14 protein-coding genes are annotated in these 16,611 nt (G+C 61.1%); 4 read left to right on the forward strand and 10 right to left on the reverse strand.

Annotation, left to right across the window (positions count from 1 at the left end):
- Window positions 1-130: 130 nt before the first annotated feature.
- The 10 genes from tadA to lptF all read right to left on the reverse strand — a co-directional run bounded on the left by tadA (window position 131) and on the right by lptF (window position 10,673).
- On the reverse strand, window positions 131-622 hold the full coding sequence (gene tadA, locus HX855_RS13065) for a tRNA adenosine(34) deaminase TadA (RefSeq protein WP_177083397.1): 492 nt from the start codon (window positions 620-622) through the stop codon (window positions 131-133).
- Window positions 622-2,004, reverse strand: a complete 1,383-nt coding sequence (locus tag HX855_RS13070; protein WP_177083395.1) for a multicopper oxidase family protein — start codon at window positions 2,002-2,004, stop codon at window positions 622-624. Before HX855_RS13070 ends, tadA begins: the two co-directional genes overlap by 1 nt.
- 214 nt (window positions 2,005-2,218) lie before the next feature.
- On the reverse strand, window positions 2,219-2,962 hold the full coding sequence (gene pdxJ / locus HX855_RS13075) for a pyridoxine 5'-phosphate synthase (protein ID WP_063033049.1): 744 nt from the start codon (window positions 2,960-2,962) through the stop codon (window positions 2,219-2,221).
- Between the two features lie 52 nt (window positions 2,963-3,014).
- On the reverse strand, window positions 3,015-3,704 hold the full coding sequence (gene recO, locus HX855_RS13080) for a DNA repair protein RecO (protein ID WP_093201548.1): 690 nt from the start codon (window positions 3,702-3,704) through the stop codon (window positions 3,015-3,017).
- 232 nt (window positions 3,705-3,936) lie between these two features.
- Window positions 3,937-4,839, reverse strand: coding sequence for a GTPase Era (era, locus tag HX855_RS13085; RefSeq protein WP_003210432.1), 903 nt, complete (start codon window positions 4,837-4,839; stop codon window positions 3,937-3,939).
- Complete coding sequence (rnc, locus tag HX855_RS13090) at window positions 4,832-5,521, reverse strand: ribonuclease III (RefSeq protein ID WP_088424075.1); 690 nt, start codon at window positions 5,519-5,521, stop codon at window positions 4,832-4,834. Before rnc ends, era begins: the two co-directional genes overlap by 8 nt.
- A gap of 149 nt (window positions 5,522-5,670) precedes the next feature.
- Window positions 5,671-6,525: a signal peptidase I gene (lepB, locus tag HX855_RS13095; protein WP_177083393.1), complete on the reverse strand. Its 855-nt coding sequence runs from the start codon at window positions 6,523-6,525 to the stop codon at window positions 5,671-5,673.
- A gap of 5 nt (window positions 6,526-6,530) precedes the next feature.
- Complete coding sequence (gene lepA, locus HX855_RS13100; protein ID WP_076017607.1) at window positions 6,531-8,330, reverse strand: translation elongation factor 4; 1,800 nt, start codon at window positions 8,328-8,330, stop codon at window positions 6,531-6,533.
- Window positions 8,331-8,482: 152 nt separating this feature from the next.
- A complete protein-coding gene (lptG, locus tag HX855_RS13105; protein WP_177083391.1) occupies window positions 8,483-9,562 on the reverse strand; it encodes an LPS export ABC transporter permease LptG in 1,080 nt (359 codons plus the stop codon).
- The gene (gene lptF, locus HX855_RS13110) at window positions 9,555-10,673 is read right to left on the reverse strand and encodes an LPS export ABC transporter permease LptF (protein WP_177083389.1); all 1,119 of its coding nucleotides are present in this window, start codon (window positions 10,671-10,673) and stop codon (window positions 9,555-9,557) included. The genes lptG and lptF overlap by 8 nt, the downstream gene beginning before the upstream one ends.
- A gap of 282 nt (window positions 10,674-10,955) precedes the next feature.
- On the opposite strand from lptF, the gene HX855_RS13115 reads away from it, so the two are divergent.
- The 4 genes from HX855_RS13115 to HX855_RS13130 all read left to right on the forward strand — a co-directional run bounded on the left by HX855_RS13115 (window position 10,956) and on the right by HX855_RS13130 (window position 16,444).
- Complete coding sequence (locus tag HX855_RS13115; protein WP_177047190.1) at window positions 10,956-12,446, forward strand: leucyl aminopeptidase; 1,491 nt, start codon at window positions 10,956-10,958, stop codon at window positions 12,444-12,446.
- Between the two features lie 144 nt (window positions 12,447-12,590).
- Window positions 12,591-13,019: a DNA polymerase III subunit chi gene (locus HX855_RS13120; RefSeq protein WP_102605183.1), complete on the forward strand. Its 429-nt coding sequence runs from the start codon at window positions 12,591-12,593 to the stop codon at window positions 13,017-13,019.
- 7 nt (window positions 13,020-13,026) lie between these two features.
- Window positions 13,027-13,434: a DNA polymerase III subunit chi gene (locus HX855_RS13125; protein WP_177083616.1), complete on the forward strand. Its 408-nt coding sequence runs from the start codon at window positions 13,027-13,029 to the stop codon at window positions 13,432-13,434.
- 163 nt (window positions 13,435-13,597) lie between these two features.
- Entirely contained in the window at window positions 13,598-16,444 is a 2,847-nt protein-coding gene (locus tag HX855_RS13130; protein ID WP_177083387.1) for a valine--tRNA ligase, read from the forward strand.
- The last annotated feature ends 167 nt before the right edge of the window (window positions 16,445-16,611 follow it).

Raw genomic sequence — 16,611 nt, forward strand, 5'->3', positions numbered from 1 at the left:
TTGTGTTGAAGAAATAAGACTGCTGTTGTGGCGAGGGAGCTTGCTCCCGCTGGAGTGCGCAGCGCTCCCCAGATTTTGGGGCCGCTACGCAGCCCAACGGGAGCAAGCTCCCTCGCCACAGGGTATCGCGTCAGCCTTTGGCGCGACGTGCCTTGAAGAACTCACTCAACACCGTCCCGCACTCTTCGGCCAACACCCCGCCTTCATACACCACCCGATGGTTGAGAAAGCCTTGGGTAAAAAACTGCCCCTGGCTCTGCACAATCCCGGCCTTTGGCTCCAGCGCGCCATATACCACCCGGGCAATCCGTGAATGCACGATCAGCCCGGCGCACATGCTGCACGGCTCCAGCGTGACGTAGAGCGTACTGCCCGGCAGCCGGTAATTGCTGACGGCCTGCGCCGCCGCGCGAATCGCGACCATCTCGGCATGGGCACTGGGGTCGTTGCCGCTGATGGGGCAGTTGAAGCCGCGCCCGATGATTTCGCCATCCTGCACCAGCACCGCGCCCACCGGCACTTCACCCAAGGCCGCGCCTTGGGCAGCGAGGGTCAGCGCTTCACGCATAAAGTCCTGGTCGCGGCTGCGGTCGATAATCGCCGTAGGGCGAAACTGGCGCATCACGCCACCTCGATGGCGGCCATCAGGCCGGTTTCCATGTGGTCGATCACATGGCAGTGGAACATCCAGACACCCGGGTTATCCGCCACCAGCGCCACCCGGGCACGTTCGTTCTTGCCCAGCAGGTAAGTGTCGGTGAAGTACGGAATCACCTTGTGGCGGTTCGAGGCGATGACCTTGAAGCTCATGCCGTGCAGGTGGATCGGGTGTTGGTACTGGGTCATGTTCTTCAATTCGAAAATGTAGCTCTTGCCCTTTGCAAGCTTGGCAATCGGGCGGTCGGCGCAGGTCTTGTCGGTGATGTCCCAGGCCTGGCCGTTGATCTGCCACAGGCTCGGCGGCTTGCCATTGTCCACGTTCACTGAGACCGATCCAACCCATTCGAAATTGAAGTTGAGTTTCTCGGCATTGGCCAGGTCCGGCTCGGCAATTGGGTTGGCGGGCAACGCGGGCGGCCACTCGGTGGGCGCGTCGGTAGTGGCGACAGAACGGAAAGTACCCAGGCGCACCGGCCCGTTGCGGATCGACAATTCTTCACCGGCGGGAGGCGCCTTGATCGCCAGGCAGATGCGCATGCCCGGGCCCAGCCAGTATTCCTTGCCCAACGGGCGCGGTTCGACGGGGTTGCCGTCCAGGGCGTAGATCTGCGCCTCAACGTCGGGGATGTTGAGGCGATAGGTCAGGGTGTTATCGAGGTTGAGCAAACGCACACGGGTGATTTGCCCGGCCGGCAGATCGATCACCGCCTGAGACACGCCATTGATGGTCGACAGGCGCCCGGCGGTGCCGCCACGGGCCGCTTCGCGGGGAATGCTGAAGGCGACAAAGGCACCCTCTTCGTCCACGTGCCAGCTTTTCAGGCTCAGGGTGCGTTCGTGCTTGAAACCGGTGGGCTCGCGCTCTTCGACGATCAGCGGGCCGACCAGGCCACGGCCCAGTTCTTCGCTGCTGTTCACATGAGGGTGATACCAATAGCTGCCGGCATCGGGCACGCGGAATTGGTAGTCGAAGTATTCGCCGGGCAGTACCGGCAGTTGCGAGACGTACGGCACGCCGTCCATTTCCAGCGGCAGGCGAATGCCATGCCAGTGGATGGTAGTGGCGACCGGCAGGTGGTTGATAAACCGTACCCGCAGCCATTCACCCTGGCGCACCCGCAGCTCGGTGCCCGGCGCCGACGGGCCAAAGGCCCAGGCTTCAGTCTTGTGCCCCGGCACCAGTTCCACGTCCAGCGGTGCGGCGATCAACTCGTAATCGTGCCCCGCCTCGGCCTCGGCGACTTTGCCCAGCCAATAGCGGTAGGCGCCACCGGCACCGACGCCCACTACGGCGAGACCGGCAAGACCACCCAGGATTTGTCGACGGGAAAACGATTGGGACACAACAACCTCACGTATCTGCCGCGGGTCCGAGACCCGCAAAGGGCAGATACCATACACCGGCATCACCTAAACAGTAAGGGTTCGCATCGCCGCATGTGGGAGCTCGCTTGTGTGGGAGCCGGGCTTGCCCGCGATGCAGGCACCTCGGTATGTCAGATACACCGCGGTGACGCTATCGCAGGCAAGCCAGCTCCCACATTGGATCGTTGTTATGTCAGGCCTTGGCGGCGGCCAGAATCAACGCTTTCATCTCGGCAACCGCACCTTTGAACCCGACGAACAGTGCGTGGGCCACCAGCGCATGGCCGATGTTCAGTTCGTTGATGCCCTTGATCGCGGCCACGGCTTCGACGTTGTGGTAATGCAGGCCATGGCCGGCGTTGACGATCAGGCCTTCGCCCAGGCCGCAGTTGACGCCGTCGATGATGCGCTGCAACTCATCGGCAACTTCGGTCGGCGTGGTGGCATCGGCGTAACGGCCGGTGTGCAGTTCGATGGCCGGTGCACCGACACGGCGCGAGGCTTCGATCTGGCGCTCGTCGGCATCGATGAACAGCGAGACTTCACTGCCGATCTTCGACAGGCGCTCCACCGCGGCCTTGATCCGCGCCTCCTGGCCGGCCACATCGAGGCCGCCTTCGGTGGTCAGTTCCTGGCGGGTTTCCGGCACCAGGCAGATATGCGCCGGGCGGATGCGTTCGGCGAACGCCATCATTTCTTCGGTGACGCCCATTTCGAAGTTCATGCGGGTTTGCAGCACGTCCTTGAGCAGCAACACGTCGCGCTCCTGGATGTGGCGGCGGTCTTCGCGCAGGTGCACGGTGATGCCGTCGGCACCCGCTTCTTCGGCGTCCAGCGCGGCCTTGACCGGGTCCGGGTAACGGGTGCCCCGGGCCTGGCGCAGGGTGGCTACGTGGTCGATGTTCACGCCGAGAAGAATGCGATTGCTGGTGGTCACGAAAAGCGCTCCTGAAGAGGGAAGGAATCGCTGCACAGCATACACGGGGATGTCAGGGCTTTCGAAACAACTCGCGGCTGACCAATGGCCGACCGCCTAAATGCACGGCCAGGGCCTGGCGCATCAGGCGCTTGGCGGCGGACAACGCGCCGGGGGCGGTCCAGTCGGCTTCGCTCATGGCCAGCAATTCAGTGCCCTGGAACAGGCCAGGTTGCAGCAGGTAGACCCGCTCAAGGCCCGCGTCCACTTGAAGGCGGTACATGCCGTCGGCGGCGATGGGGTCTCCGTGCAAGTCGTTGCTCAATTCGAAGCCGTAGCCGAGGTCGTCCAGCAGGCGCCATTCGAACGCCCGCAGCAAGGGCTCCAGCGGACGGCCTTCGGCCAGGGCGAGCAAGGTGGCGGCGTAATGATCGAAGACGCCGGGGTGCGGGTCTTCGGCGGGGAGCAGGCGGATCAGCAATTCGTTGAGGTAGAGGCCGCTGAACAGCGCCTCACCGTTGAGCCAGTTGGAGGCGCCGGCGGCTTCCATGCGGCCGACGTTCTTCAGCTCGCCGCGTCCGCGAAACTCCACTTCCAGGGCCACAAAGGGCCGCGCCAGGGTGCCGGCCTTGCCGCGTGCGCTGCGCAAGACGGCGCGCAGGCGGCCTTGGGGCGTGAGGAAGTCCACCAGGGCGCTGGTCTCGCGGTAGGCGCGGCTGTGCAAGACGTAGGCGGGTTGGCCGGTGGGTGGGGTTTGAGACATGGAAAGTAAGAGTCTCTAAAGAGAAGCCAATGTGGCAAAGCGCTTTTGTGGCGAGGGAGCTTGCTCCCGTTGGGCTGCGAAGCAGCCCTGAAACCAGGCACCGCGTTTTAACTGACGGACCTCGGCGACTGGATTGGGGCCGCTTCGCGACCCAGCGGGAGCAAGCTCCCTCGCCACAGCAAGCTCCCTCGCCACAACAAGCCCGCTCTCACATTTTGTCCTGCAATGTTTCTTACAGGTCGCCGTAACCCAACGAACGCAACGCGCGCTCATCATCGGACCAGCCACCCTTAACCTTGACCCACAGGTTGAGCATGATCTTGGAATCAAACAGCAATTCCATGTCCTTGCGCGCTTCGGTGCCGATGCGCTTGATGCGCTCGCCCTTGTCGCCAATGATGATTTTCTTCTGGCCGTCACGTTCAACGAGGATCAGCGCGTGGATGTGCAAGGTCTTGCCCTGCTGCTTGAACTCTTCGATTTCGACGGTGATCTGGTACGGCAGCTCGGCGCCCATCTGGCGCATGATTTTCTCGCGTACCAGTTCGGCGGCGAGGAAACGGCTGCTGCGGTCGGTGATCTGGTCTTCCGGGAAGAAGTGCTCGTTCTCCGGCAGGTAACCGGCGATCACGCGCTCCAGGGCTTCGAGGTTGTGCCCGTGCTGGGCCGAGATCGGCATGATCTGGGCGTTCGGCAGTTGTTCCTGCAACCAGCTCAGGTGCGGCATCAACTCGGCTTTGTCTTCGATGCGGTCGGTCTTGTTCAAGGCGACGATCAATGGGCCGGTGACGTACTGCACGCGCTCCAGAACCATCTGGTCTTCGTCGGTCCACTTGGTGCGGTCGACCACGAAGATCACCACGTCGACGTCTTTCAACGCCGCCGAGGCGGTTTTGTTCATGTAGCGGTTAAGGGCCTTTTCACCGCCTTTGTGCATGCCCGGGGTATCAACGTACACCGCCTGTACGGCGCCTTCGGTCTTGATGCCCAGCATGTTGTGGCGGGTGGTCTGGGGCTTGCGCGAGGTGATCGCCAGCTTCTGTCCCAGGATGTGGTTCAGCAACGTGGACTTGCCCACGTTGGGACGGCCGACGATGGCAACATAGCCACAGCGCGTTGCGGTTGAATCAGTCATGGCCATTCTCCACGCCCAGGGCAATCAGTGCTGCAGCGGCCGCTACCTGTTCGGCAATACGACGGCTCACACCCTGACCTCGGCTTTTTTCATTCAGTAAGGTGATTTCACATTCGACGAAAAACACTCGGCAATGTGGCTCACCCTGGATATCCACCACTTCGTAACGCGGCAGGTCGCAACCACGGGACTGCAGGAATTCCTGCAGGCGGGTCTTCGGATCTTTGTTGGTGTCTACCAGTGTCAGGCTTTCGATCTCGGTCGCCAGCCAGGCGACAACGCGCTCTTTGGCTGCTTCCATGCCGGCATCGAGGTAGATCGCACCGATCAGCGCTTCAAGGGCGTCGGCCAGGATCGACTCGCGACGGAAACCGCCGCTCTTCAACTCCCCGGAGCCCAGGCGCAGGTAATCGCCCAAGTCGAAACCACGGGCCAGTACGGCCAGGGTCTCGCCTTTCACCAGGCGCGCACGCAAGCGCGACAGCTGGCCTTCGCGGGCCAGGGGGAAGCGATTGAACAGGGCTTCACCGGCAACGAAATTGAGGATGGCATCACCGAGGAATTCCAGGCGCTCGTTGTTACGCCCGGCAAAACTGCGGTGTGTCAGGGCAAGGATCATCAATTCCTGATCCTTGAAGGTGTAACCGAGCTGACGCTCGAGACGGCTTAAAGAAACGCTCACGGTTTACCCACATTCAGTTCGAGGCACCGGTGGCCATCGACGATTAACGCTGTGTTCAAATTCAAATCCTGGCGGTTGCTGCAGGGGACCGGACGGTTTGTCGAAGCCCCAGAAAAGCATTCGGCGCTGTGTTCACAGCGCCGCATGGATTACTTGATCAGCCCGACCCGCGAGAAGTTCGGCAGGTGGCTGAGCTTGGGTTCCGGCCAACTCATCCAGACCGCGAAGGCCTTGCCGACGATATTCTGGTCGGGGACCATGCCCAGCAGCTCTTTGGGAATATTGGGGTCATCCCAGTAGCGGCTGTCATTGGAGTTGTCGCGGTTGTCGCCCATCATGAAGTAGTGCCCGGCAGGCACGGTCCACTGGTTGTCAGGCGGCGAACGGTAGCGGCTCATTTCCTTGCGGATCTCGTGCTCTACCGCTCCGAGTTTCTCCTGGTACAGCTCGGCGCTGCCCAGGGTGTTCGGCTCGGCGCCGATCAGTTTTTCTGCCACCGATTCGCCATTGACGAACAGGCGCTTGTCGCTGGTGTAGCGAATCACGTCGCCCGGCAGGCCCACGACACGCTTGATGTAGTTGACGTTGGGGTCGCTTGGGTAGCGAAACACCATCACATCGCCGCGCTGCGGATCACCGATTTCGATGACTTTCTTGTCGATCACCGGCAAGCGGATCCCGTAAGAAAACTTGTTCACCAGGATGAAGTCGCCCACGTCCAGGGTAGGTTTCATCGAGCCCGAAGGGATCTGAAACGGTTCCACCAGGAACGAACGCAGCACCAGCACGATGAACAACACCGGGAAGAACGACTTGCCGTATTCAACCAGCATGGGCTCTTTGTTCAGTTTCTCGATCACCGCCACATCGGGCTGGCTGACGCTGCCCTGATAGGACGCGATGGCTGCCCGGCGACGCGGGGCGAAGAACACCAGATCGAGCAACGCCAGGAGACCGCAAACGGCAACGGCGATGACCAGCAACAGCGGGAAATTTAGTGACATAGGACCTAACTATCCAACCTGAGCACCGCAAGGAAGGCTTCTTGTGGAATTTCCACGTTGCCCACTTGCTTCATGCGTTTTTTACCGGCCTTTTGCTTCTCGAGCAGCTTGCGCTTACGGCTGACGTCGCCGCCATAGCATTTGGCCAGTACGTTCTTTCTGAGTGCCTTGACGGAGGTCCGTGCAATGATCTGCCCGCCAATGGCGGCCTGGATCGCGACGTCGAACATCTGGCGCGGAATCAGTTCTTTCATCTTTTCGGTCAACTGGCGACCTTTGTAGTGCGCGTTGTCCTTGTGCACGATCAGCGCCAGGGCATCCACCTTGTCGCCGTTGATCAGCACATCCAGCTTGACCAGATTAGCTGATTGGTAACGATCAAAATGGTAATCCAGCGAAGCATAGCCGCGGCTGGTGGATTTGAGACGGTCGAAGAAGTCCAGGACCACTTCGTTCATCGGCAAATCGTAGGTCACTTGCACCTGGGTACCGAGGAACAGCATGTCGTGCTGTACGCCACGCTTTTCAATACACAGGGTAATGACGTTGCCCAGGTGCTCTTGCGGCACAAGAATATTGGCCCGCACGATCGGTTCGCGCATGTCCTCGATGGAAGATAGATCCGGAAGCTTGGACGGGTTGTCGACGTAAATCGTTTCACCGGTTTTCAGCAACAGCTCAAAAATAACTGTCGGCGCGGTGGTGATCAGGTCCAGGTCGTATTCGCGCTCGAGGCGCTCCTGGATGATTTCCATGTGCAGCATGCCCAGGAAACCGCAGCGGAAGCCGAAGCCCAGGGCGTCGGAGCTTTCCGGGGTGTACTGCAACGACGAGTCGTTGAGGGTCAGCTTCTGCAGGGCTTCGCGGAAATCCTCGAAGTCGTCGGAGCTGACCGGGAACAGGCCGGCGTAAACCTGCGGCTGGATGCGCTTGAAGCCCGGCAGCACGTCGACGTCAGGGGTAGCGCTCAAGGTCAGGGTGTCACCCACCGGTGCGCCGTGAATGTCCTTGATACCGGCGATGATGAAGCCCACTTCACCGGCTTTCAGATCAACGGTTGCGGTGTGCTTGGGGTTGAACACACCCACGCTGTCCACCAGGTGGATCTTGCCGGTGGATTTAACCAGGATCTTGTCGCCCTTCTTCACACGGCCATGGCGCACGCGTACCAGGGAAACAACGCCCAGGTAGTTGTCGAACCAGGAGTCGATGATCAACGCTTGCAGCGGATCTTCGTAGTTGCCGGTGGGGGCTGGAATGGTCTTGACCAGGCGCTCGAGCACTTCGTCGACGCCCAGGCCGGTCTTGGCGCTGCACTCGACGGCGTCGGTGGCGTCAATGCCGATGATTTTCTCGATCTCTTCCTTGACGCGGTCCGGATCGGCCTGTGGCAGGTCGATCTTGTTCAGCACCGGCATCACTTCCAGGCCTTGCTCGATGGCGGTGTAGCAGTTGGCTACGGACTGGGCTTCAACGCCCTGGCCCGCGTCCACCACCAGCAACGCACCTTCACAGGCCGCCAGGGAACGGCTGACTTCATAGGTGAAGTCGACGTGGCCCGGGGTGTCAATGAAGTTGAGCTGGTACTTGATACCGTCTTTGGCGGTGTAATACAGAGTAACGCTGTGGGCCTTGATGGTGATCCCGCGCTCGCGCTCGAGGTCCATGGAGTCCAGCACCTGGGCTTCCATTTCACGCTCGGCAAGGCCGCCGCACATCTGGATGAATCGATCGGCCAGCGTCGACTTGCCATGGTCAATGTGGGCGATGATGGAGAAATTGCGGATATGACTCAAATCACTCACGGATCAACACTCAAAAAGGCTGCAGGCAGACTGCCCGCTGAAAAATAGCCGGGAATTGTACCTGATGCGCAGACCGGACGTCATCCATGGTGACCAAGAACAAAAATGCCCCGGTCGTGCGAGCGGGGCATTTTTTGTTCATAAGCGCGGGGTTAACCGGCCCGACGCAACAGCCAGAACCCGGCCACGGCGCAGATCGCGGTCGGCACCAGCACCGCAAACAGCGGCGAGAAGCCAAATACCAGGCTGGACGGCCCCAGCAGGTCCTGGGCGATACGGAAGGTGAAACCCACCAGTACGCCGGTGAACACGCGCTGGCCGAGGGTCACCGAGCGCAGCGGGCCGAAGATGAACGAGATCGCCATCAACACCAGCGCGGCGGTCACTACCGGCTGCAACACCTTGACCCAAAACGCCAGCCAGTAACGGCCATTGTTCAGGCCCTGATCCTTGAGGTAGTGGATATACCCCCACAAACCGGAGATCGGCAGGCTTTCCGGGATCATCACCACGGTGTTCAACAATTCGGGCTTGAGGGAAATATCCCACGGCTCCGTCGGTACGTTGATCACTTCGGTGCTCGACGCCGCGCCTTTGCCGATATCACGGAAATACGTGGTACTCACATCGCTCAGTTGCCATTTTTCGTCGCTGTACTGCGCACGTTTGGCGAAACTGGACGACAGCAAGTGACGTTCCTTATCGAAATGATAGCGGGTAACACCAATCAACAGGCCGCCCGGCTGCACGGCGTTGATGTGGATAAACTCCTCACCCTGACGGTGCCACAGGCCATGCCTGGAGCTCTGGGCATCGCCTGAACCCTGGGCCAGGGCACGATTGGCCTGGGCCGTGGTTTCGGCCGGGGGTGCCACGTACTCGCCGATCAGCACGCTGACCACCATCAGCAACAGCATGGGCTTCATCACCGCCCACACGATACGGCCGATGGAAACACCCGCCGCGCGCATGATGGTCAGTTCGCTGTTGCTGGCCAGGCTGCCCAGGCCAATCAGGCAGCCGATCAGCGCGGCCATCGGCATCATGTCGTACAAGCGACGGGGCGCGGTCAGCGCCACATAGCTCAGGACGTTGGTCACGGTATAGGTATCGCTGACGTTACCGACTTCATCAATGAAGGCGAACAACGAGGCAAGCCCCAGAATAATGCCCAGTACCGCAAGGATTGCGACCAGGACGCTGCTACCAATGTAGCGGTCGAGCTTAACCACGAGCCATCTCCTTCATGCTGCGACGACTCTGCATCTTCAAGCGCAACGGTTCCCAATAGAGCAGGCCCAGGCCAATCGCCAGGAAGATCCCGTGGACCCACCACAACCCGAGAGTCGGCGACAGCTTGCCCTTCTCCAGGGAGCCGCGGGCGGAAATCAGGATGGTCAGGTAAGCCATATACAGCAGGATCGCCGGCAACAGCTTGAGGAAGCGGCCCTGGCGCGGGTTGACCCGGGACAGCGGCACGGCCATCAAGGTCACGATAAATACCAGCAGCGGCAGGGAAATCCGCCATTGCAGCTCGGCGATCGAGCGCAATTCCTTGCTGCCGATCAGGTCTGGCGTCGGGATGGCGTCGCGGTCGGTGACCTCGTCGCTGACATCCGGGCGGGCCAGCATCACGCCATAGGTGTCGTACTTGATTGCACGGTAATCCGCCTGCCCAGGGCTGCCGTCATAACGATAGCCGTCCTCCAGGATCAGGTAGCGGCTGCCGTCCGGGCGCACTTCCTGGCGCCCCTTGTCGGCCACCAATATCGAAATACCACGGTCTTTCTGGTTCTGGCCGAGGTTTTTCTGGGAGATGAACACGCCGCCCAGGTTGGCACGGTCATCCGACAGCTGTTCGGTGTAGGTCACCCGGGTACCGTCGTTGAGCGCTTGAAAGCGGCCCGGCTCCAGGGTGTCGAATTCGGTCATGGCGTCCTGCTTGTTGAGCACCAGCTGGAACTGCAGGGCACCCTGGGGCGCCAGGCTCAGGCTCAACCAGGCCACCACCAGCGCGATACCGGTGGCCGGAACCATGGTCATGGCCAGCAAGCGCTGCTGGCTCATGCCGGTGGCCGACAGCACGGTCATTTCGCTTTCGAGGTACAAGCGGCCGTAGGCCAGCAAAATCCCGAGAAACAGACCCAGAGGCAGGATCAGTTGCAAAAAGCCTGGCAGGCGAAAGCCCATGATCAGGAACAGCGAGCCCGGATCCAGGGCACCCGAGGCAGCCTGGGCGAGGTATTTGACGAAGCGACCACTCATGATGATGACCAGCAATACCGCACTCACGGCACTCAGGGTCAACAGGACTTCGCGGGACAGATAACGGAAGACGATCAAACCAGACACTCCAGGGTTGTCAGGCTAAGGCGGCCAAACAAGCAAGCATATCGAGTCGACCCAGTGAGACAGGCCGGCTAAAAAGATGGCGCATTATCCTGTGATTGGCCGCGCCTGTCACGGAGCTTGCTCGTGCACGTGCACAAAGCTGCCCGCAAGGGTTGTCAGCCTCGGGCGGCGAGGTTCAAACTGCGGCCTTTGTCGCGGGCGGCCTACAGGCTGCCTGGCTTAAAAGCCGGAGTACAGACTCCTGGCTCACTGACCTTTATAAGGGACCCGAAAATGGAACTGGTTGTAAAAAGCGTTAGCCCCGAAACGTTGAAAACCGCCACCCTCGTGGTCGCTGTCGGCGAAGGCCGCAAGCTGGGCGTTGCCGCCAAGCAACTGGACGAACTGAGCGGCGGCGCCATCAGCGCGGTCCTCAAGCGCGGCGACCTGGCCGGCAAAGTGGGCCAGAGCCTGCTGCTGCAAAGCCTGCCTAACCTTAAAGCCGACCGCGTATTGCTGGTGGGCGTGGGTAAGGACGCTGAACTGGGCGACCGCCCGTTCCGCAAAATCATCAGCGGCATCCTCAATACCCTCAAGGGCCTGGGCGGCACCGACGCCGCCCTGGCACTGGACGAAATCGTGGTCAAGGGCCGCGACAGCTACGGCAAGACCCGCCTGCTGGCCGAAAGCCTGCTGGACGGCGAATACGTGTTCGACCAGTTCAAGAGCACCAAAGCCGAACCCCGCGCCCTGAAGAAAGTCACCCTGCTGACCATCAAGGCTGCCCAGGCTGAAGTCGAACGCGCCGTGACCCACGCCCAGGCCATCGCCGGCGGCATGGCGTTCACCCGTGATTTGGGCAACCTGCCACCGAACATCTGCCACCCCACCTACCTGGGCGAGCAAGCCAAGGCACTGGGCAAGGAATTCAAGGGCCTGAAAGTCGAGGTCCTGGATGAGAAGAAGATCAAGGAACTGGGCATGGGCTCGTTCTATGCCGTAGGCCAGGGCAGCGACCAGCCGCCACGCCTGATCGTGATGCAATACAACGGCGGCAAGAAGTCCGAGAAGCCCTTTGCCCTGGTCGGCAAAGGCATCACCTTCGACACCGGCGGCATCAGCCTCAAGCCGGGCCTGGGCATGGACGAAATGAAGTACGACATGGGCGGCGCCGCCAGTGTCTTCGGTACCCTGCGTGCCGTGCTGGAACTCAAGCTGCCGATCAACCTGGTGTGCATCCTGGCCTGCGCCGAGAACATGCCGAGCGGCGGCGCGACCCGTCCGGGCGACATCGTCACCACCCTCAGCGGCCAGACCGTGGAAATCCTCAACACCGACGCCGAAGGCCGCCTGGTGCTGTGCGACGCCCTGACCTACGCCGAACGCTTCAAGCCCCAAGCCGTGATCGACATCGCCACCCTGACCGGTGCCTGCGTGGTTGCCCTGGGCGCCCACACGTCGGGCCTGCTGGGCAACAACGACGAACTGATCGGCCAACTGCTCAGCGCCGGCAAGGCGGCTGACGACCGCGCCTGGCAACTGCCGTTGTTCGACGAATATCAGGAACAGCTGGACAGCCCGTTCGCCGACATCGCCAACATTGGCGGCCCGAAAGCCGGCACCATCACGGCGGCCTGCTTCCTGTCGCGTTTTGCCAAGAACTTCAACTGGGCTCACCTGGACATCGCCGGCACTGCCTGGACCAGCGGCGGCAAGGACAAGGGCGCCACAGGCCGTCCGGTTCCTTTGCTGACCCAGTACCTGCTGGACCGCGCCAAGGCTTAAATATCGCCCCACTGCCCCCTGTAGGAGCGAGCTTGCTCGCGAAAAACCTGAGAACGACGCGTTCATCCAGAATGAACGCGTCGTCGTTAACCCTCTTCGCGAGCAATCTCGCGCCTACAGTTTCCAGGCAGCTCAGGACCTCCAATGACCCAAGTCGACTTCTATATATTGCCCAGCGCCGATCCTTCCGCGCGCCTGGACTTTGCCTGCAAGCTCACCGAAAAAGCCTGGCGCATGGGCCACCGCATCTACCTGCATTGCAGCGATGCCGCCCAGCGTGATGACCTCGACGCCCGCCTGTGGCGCTTCAAGGGCGAAAGCTTCGTGCCACACGGCCCCGCCGAATCAGAGCCGGAAGGCCTGGTGGTGCTGGGTTTGGGCGACAGCTGTGGCGATCACACCGACCTGCTGGTCAACCTCGACCTGAAAGTACCGGCCTTCGCCAAAGGTTTCGCCCGCGTGGCGGAAGTGGTGGTGGAAGACCCGGCTATTCGTCAGGCCGCGCGGGAGAGTTTCCGTTTCTACCGCGAACAGGGCTATTCTCTGCAAGATCACCGGCTACAACGACTTTGAGCACATGATGGACACTCCAAACCCGCTAAAAGACTCTGACCACCTGCTGGATGACCTTGAGTCGATCCGCAAGCTGCTCGGTGATGATGACCTGCAACCGCCACTGTTGACCGACTCGGTCAATGGCGACATACAAATTCCGTTGCTATTCGATATGGTCGGTGGCAAGCCTGTTGCGCCGGAACCTGTCGAAACGCCCGCCGTGCAAGCCGCGCCCGCTCCGGCGGTTGCCGTAGCTGCCGTTGAAAAAGCCCCCGACGCCCTGCTGCTGCACCTGGACAATGAACTGCGCGCCGCCGCCCAATTGATCATGCAAGACGTGATCGACGATTTCGCCCCGCATATCGAAACCGAGATCAAGCGCCGGCTGGATGCGCGGATGGAGCGATTGTTGAGCCAGTACCAGAACTTGTAGGAGCGAGCTTGCTCGCGAAGGGCGTGAACAATAACGCGGGCATTCAGAATGAACGCGCCGCCCTCAGGCTTTTCGCGAGCAAGCTCGCTCCTACCCCTCTCCCCTATCCCTCGCTATACTTGCCGGCTTTCCTGAATTAATGCCAACTAGGGTCCCGCCGCGCATGGATAAGACCTACCAGCCGCACGCTATTGAAACTTCCTGGTACCAGACCTGGGAGTCCGAGAATTATTTCGCTCCGCAAGGCGCGGGCGATGCCTACACCATCATGATTCCGCCACCGAACGTCACTGGCAGCCTGCACATGGGCCATGGCTTCAACAATGCGATCATGGATGCCCTGATTCGTTTCCGCCGCATGCAGGGTCGCAACACCCTGTGGCAGCCAGGCACCGACCACGCCGGTATCGCCACCCAGATGCTGGTGGAACGCCAACTGGAAGCCACCGGCCAGAACCGTCACGACCTGGGCCGCGAGAAATTCCTCGAGAAAATCTGGGAATGGAAGGATCAGTCCGGCGGCAACATCAGCCGTCAGATCCGTCGCCTGGGTTCGTCCGTCGACTGGAGCCGCGAGCGCTTCACCATGGACGACGGCCTGTCGGAAGCCGTAAAGGAAGCCTTCGTGCGCCTGCATGAAGACGGCCTGATCTACCGCGGCAAGCGCCTGGTCAACTGGGACACCAAGCTGCACACGGCGATTTCCGACCTTGAAGTGGAAAACCACGACGAGAAAGGTTTCCTATGGAACCTGAAATACCCGCTGGCCGACGGCGCCAAGACCGCCGAAGGCAACGATTACCTGATCGTCGCCACCACCCGTCCGGAAACCATGCTGGGCGACGCCGCCGTCGCGGTTAACCCGAACGATGAGCGCTACCAGGCCCTGATCGGCAAGTTCGTCGAGCTGCCGCTGGTTGGCCGCCGCATCCCGATTATTGCAGACGACTACTGCGACCCTGCATTCGGCACCGGCTGCGTGAAGATCACCCCGGCCCACGATTTCAACGACTATGAAGTCGGCAAGCGCCACAACCTGCCGCTGCTGAACATCTTCGACAAGAACGCCGCCGTTCTGCCGGCCTGCCAGGTGTTCAACCTCGACGGCACGCTGAACGAAAGCATAGACGGCAAGATCCCGGCCGAATACGCCGGCCTTGACCGCTTTGAAGCGCGCAAGCAAATCGTTGCGGCCTTCGACGCCGCCGGCCTGCTGGTGAGCGTTGACGACCACGGCCTGAAAGTGCCGAAGGGCGACCGTTCCGGCACCATCATCGAGCCTTGGCTGACCGACCAGTGGTACGTGTCCACCAAGCCGTTGGCTGAGCCGGCGATTGCGGCCGTGGAAGATGGCCGCATTGCGTTCGTGCCGAAACAGTACGAAAACATGTACTTCTCGTGGATGCGCGACATCCAGGATTGGTGCATCAGCCGTCAGCTGTGGTGGGGCCACCGGATTCCGGCCTGGTACGACGAGTCGGGCAAGGTCTACGTGGGCCGTGACGAAGCTGAAGTCCGCGCCAAGAACAACCTCGGCCCGGACGTGGCGCTGCAACAGGACAACGACGTACTGGACACCTGGTTCAGCTCGGGCCTGTGGACGTTCTCCACTCTCGGCTGGCCGCAACAAACCGAATTCCTGAAGAAATTCCACTCCACCGACGTGCTGGTCACCGGCTTCGACATCATTTTCTTCTGGGTTGCCCGGATGATCATGCTCACCATGCACTTGGTGAAGAACGAAGACGGCACGCCACAGGTACCGTTCAAGACCGTGTACGTGCACGGCCTGGTACGTGATGGCCAGGGCCAGAAGATGTCCAAGTCCAAGGGCAACGTCCTGGACCCGCTGGACATCATCGACGGCATCGACCTGGAAACCCTGGTGCAGAAACGCACCTCGGGCCTGATGCAGCCGAAACTGGCGAAGAAGATCGAGAAGCAGACCCGCGACGAGTTCGCCGACGGCATCGCCAGCTACGGCACCGACGCCCTGCGCTTCACCTTCTGCTCGCTGGCGTCCACCGGTCGCGACATCAAGTTCGACATGGGCCGCGTCGAAGGCTATCGCAACTTCTGCAACAAGATCTGGAACGCTGCGCGCTACGTGCTGGATAAAGGCGAAGACTGCGGCCAGAACGGCGAGGCCATCGAGCTGTCCCTGGCGGACCGCTGGATCATCTCCCAGCTGCAGCGCACTGAAGCCGAAGTGACCCGTCAACTCGACCAGTTCCGCTTCGACCTGGCGGCACAGGCCTTGTACGAGTTCATCTGGAACCAGTATTGCGACTGGTACCTGGAACTGTCCAAGCCCGTGCTGTGGGACGAGAACTCGCCGATCGAACGCCAGCGCGGCACCCGTCACACCCTGGTACGCGTGCTGGAAGTGGCGTTGCGCCTGGCGCATCCGTTCATGCCGTTCATCACCGAAGAAATCTGGCAGCGCCTCGCGCCGCTGGCCGGCAAAGACGGCAAGACCATCATGCTGCAACCTTGGCCGGTGGCCAACGAAGCCCGCATTGATGAGGCGGCCGAAAGCGATATCGAATGGCTCAAGACCCTGATGATGGGCACGCGCAACATCCGCGCCGAGATGAACATCGGGCCAGGCAAGCCGCTGGCGGTGTTCGTGAGGAATGCCGGCAGCGAGGACCTGCGTCGTCTCACCGAGAACGATGCGCTGCTCAAGAAGCTGGCGAAGCTGGAGTCGATCACGGTGTTGGCCGCTGGCGCCGAAGCACCGCTGTCCGCTACCGCACTGGTGGGCGAGATGGAAGTGCTGGTGCCGATGGCCGGCCTGATCGACAAGGGTGCCGAACTGGCGCGCCTGGACAAGGAAATCCTGCGCCTGCAAGGCGAAGTGCAGCGGGTGGGCGGCAAGCTGTCCAACGCGGCGTTCGTCGACAAGGCTCCGGCTGAAGTGATCGACAAGGAACGCGCCAAACTGGCCGAAGCGGAACAGGCTTTGGGCAAACTGGCCGAGCAACACGCACGGATTTCCAGCCTGTAAGGGCAGCCCGTGTGAAAAAAGAGACCTTCGGGTCTCTTTTTTTTGCCTGTAGAACACTGCTATTTCTCTTTGAAAACCCGATCAATGTGGGAGCTGGCTTGCCTGCGATACAGACGACTCGGTGTATCTATCAGACCGAGCCGATACCATCGCAGGCAAGCCAGCTC

This window comes from Pseudomonas sp. IPO3778, assembly GCF_013386825.1.
Classification (GTDB): domain Bacteria; phylum Pseudomonadota; class Gammaproteobacteria; order Pseudomonadales; family Pseudomonadaceae; genus Aquipseudomonas.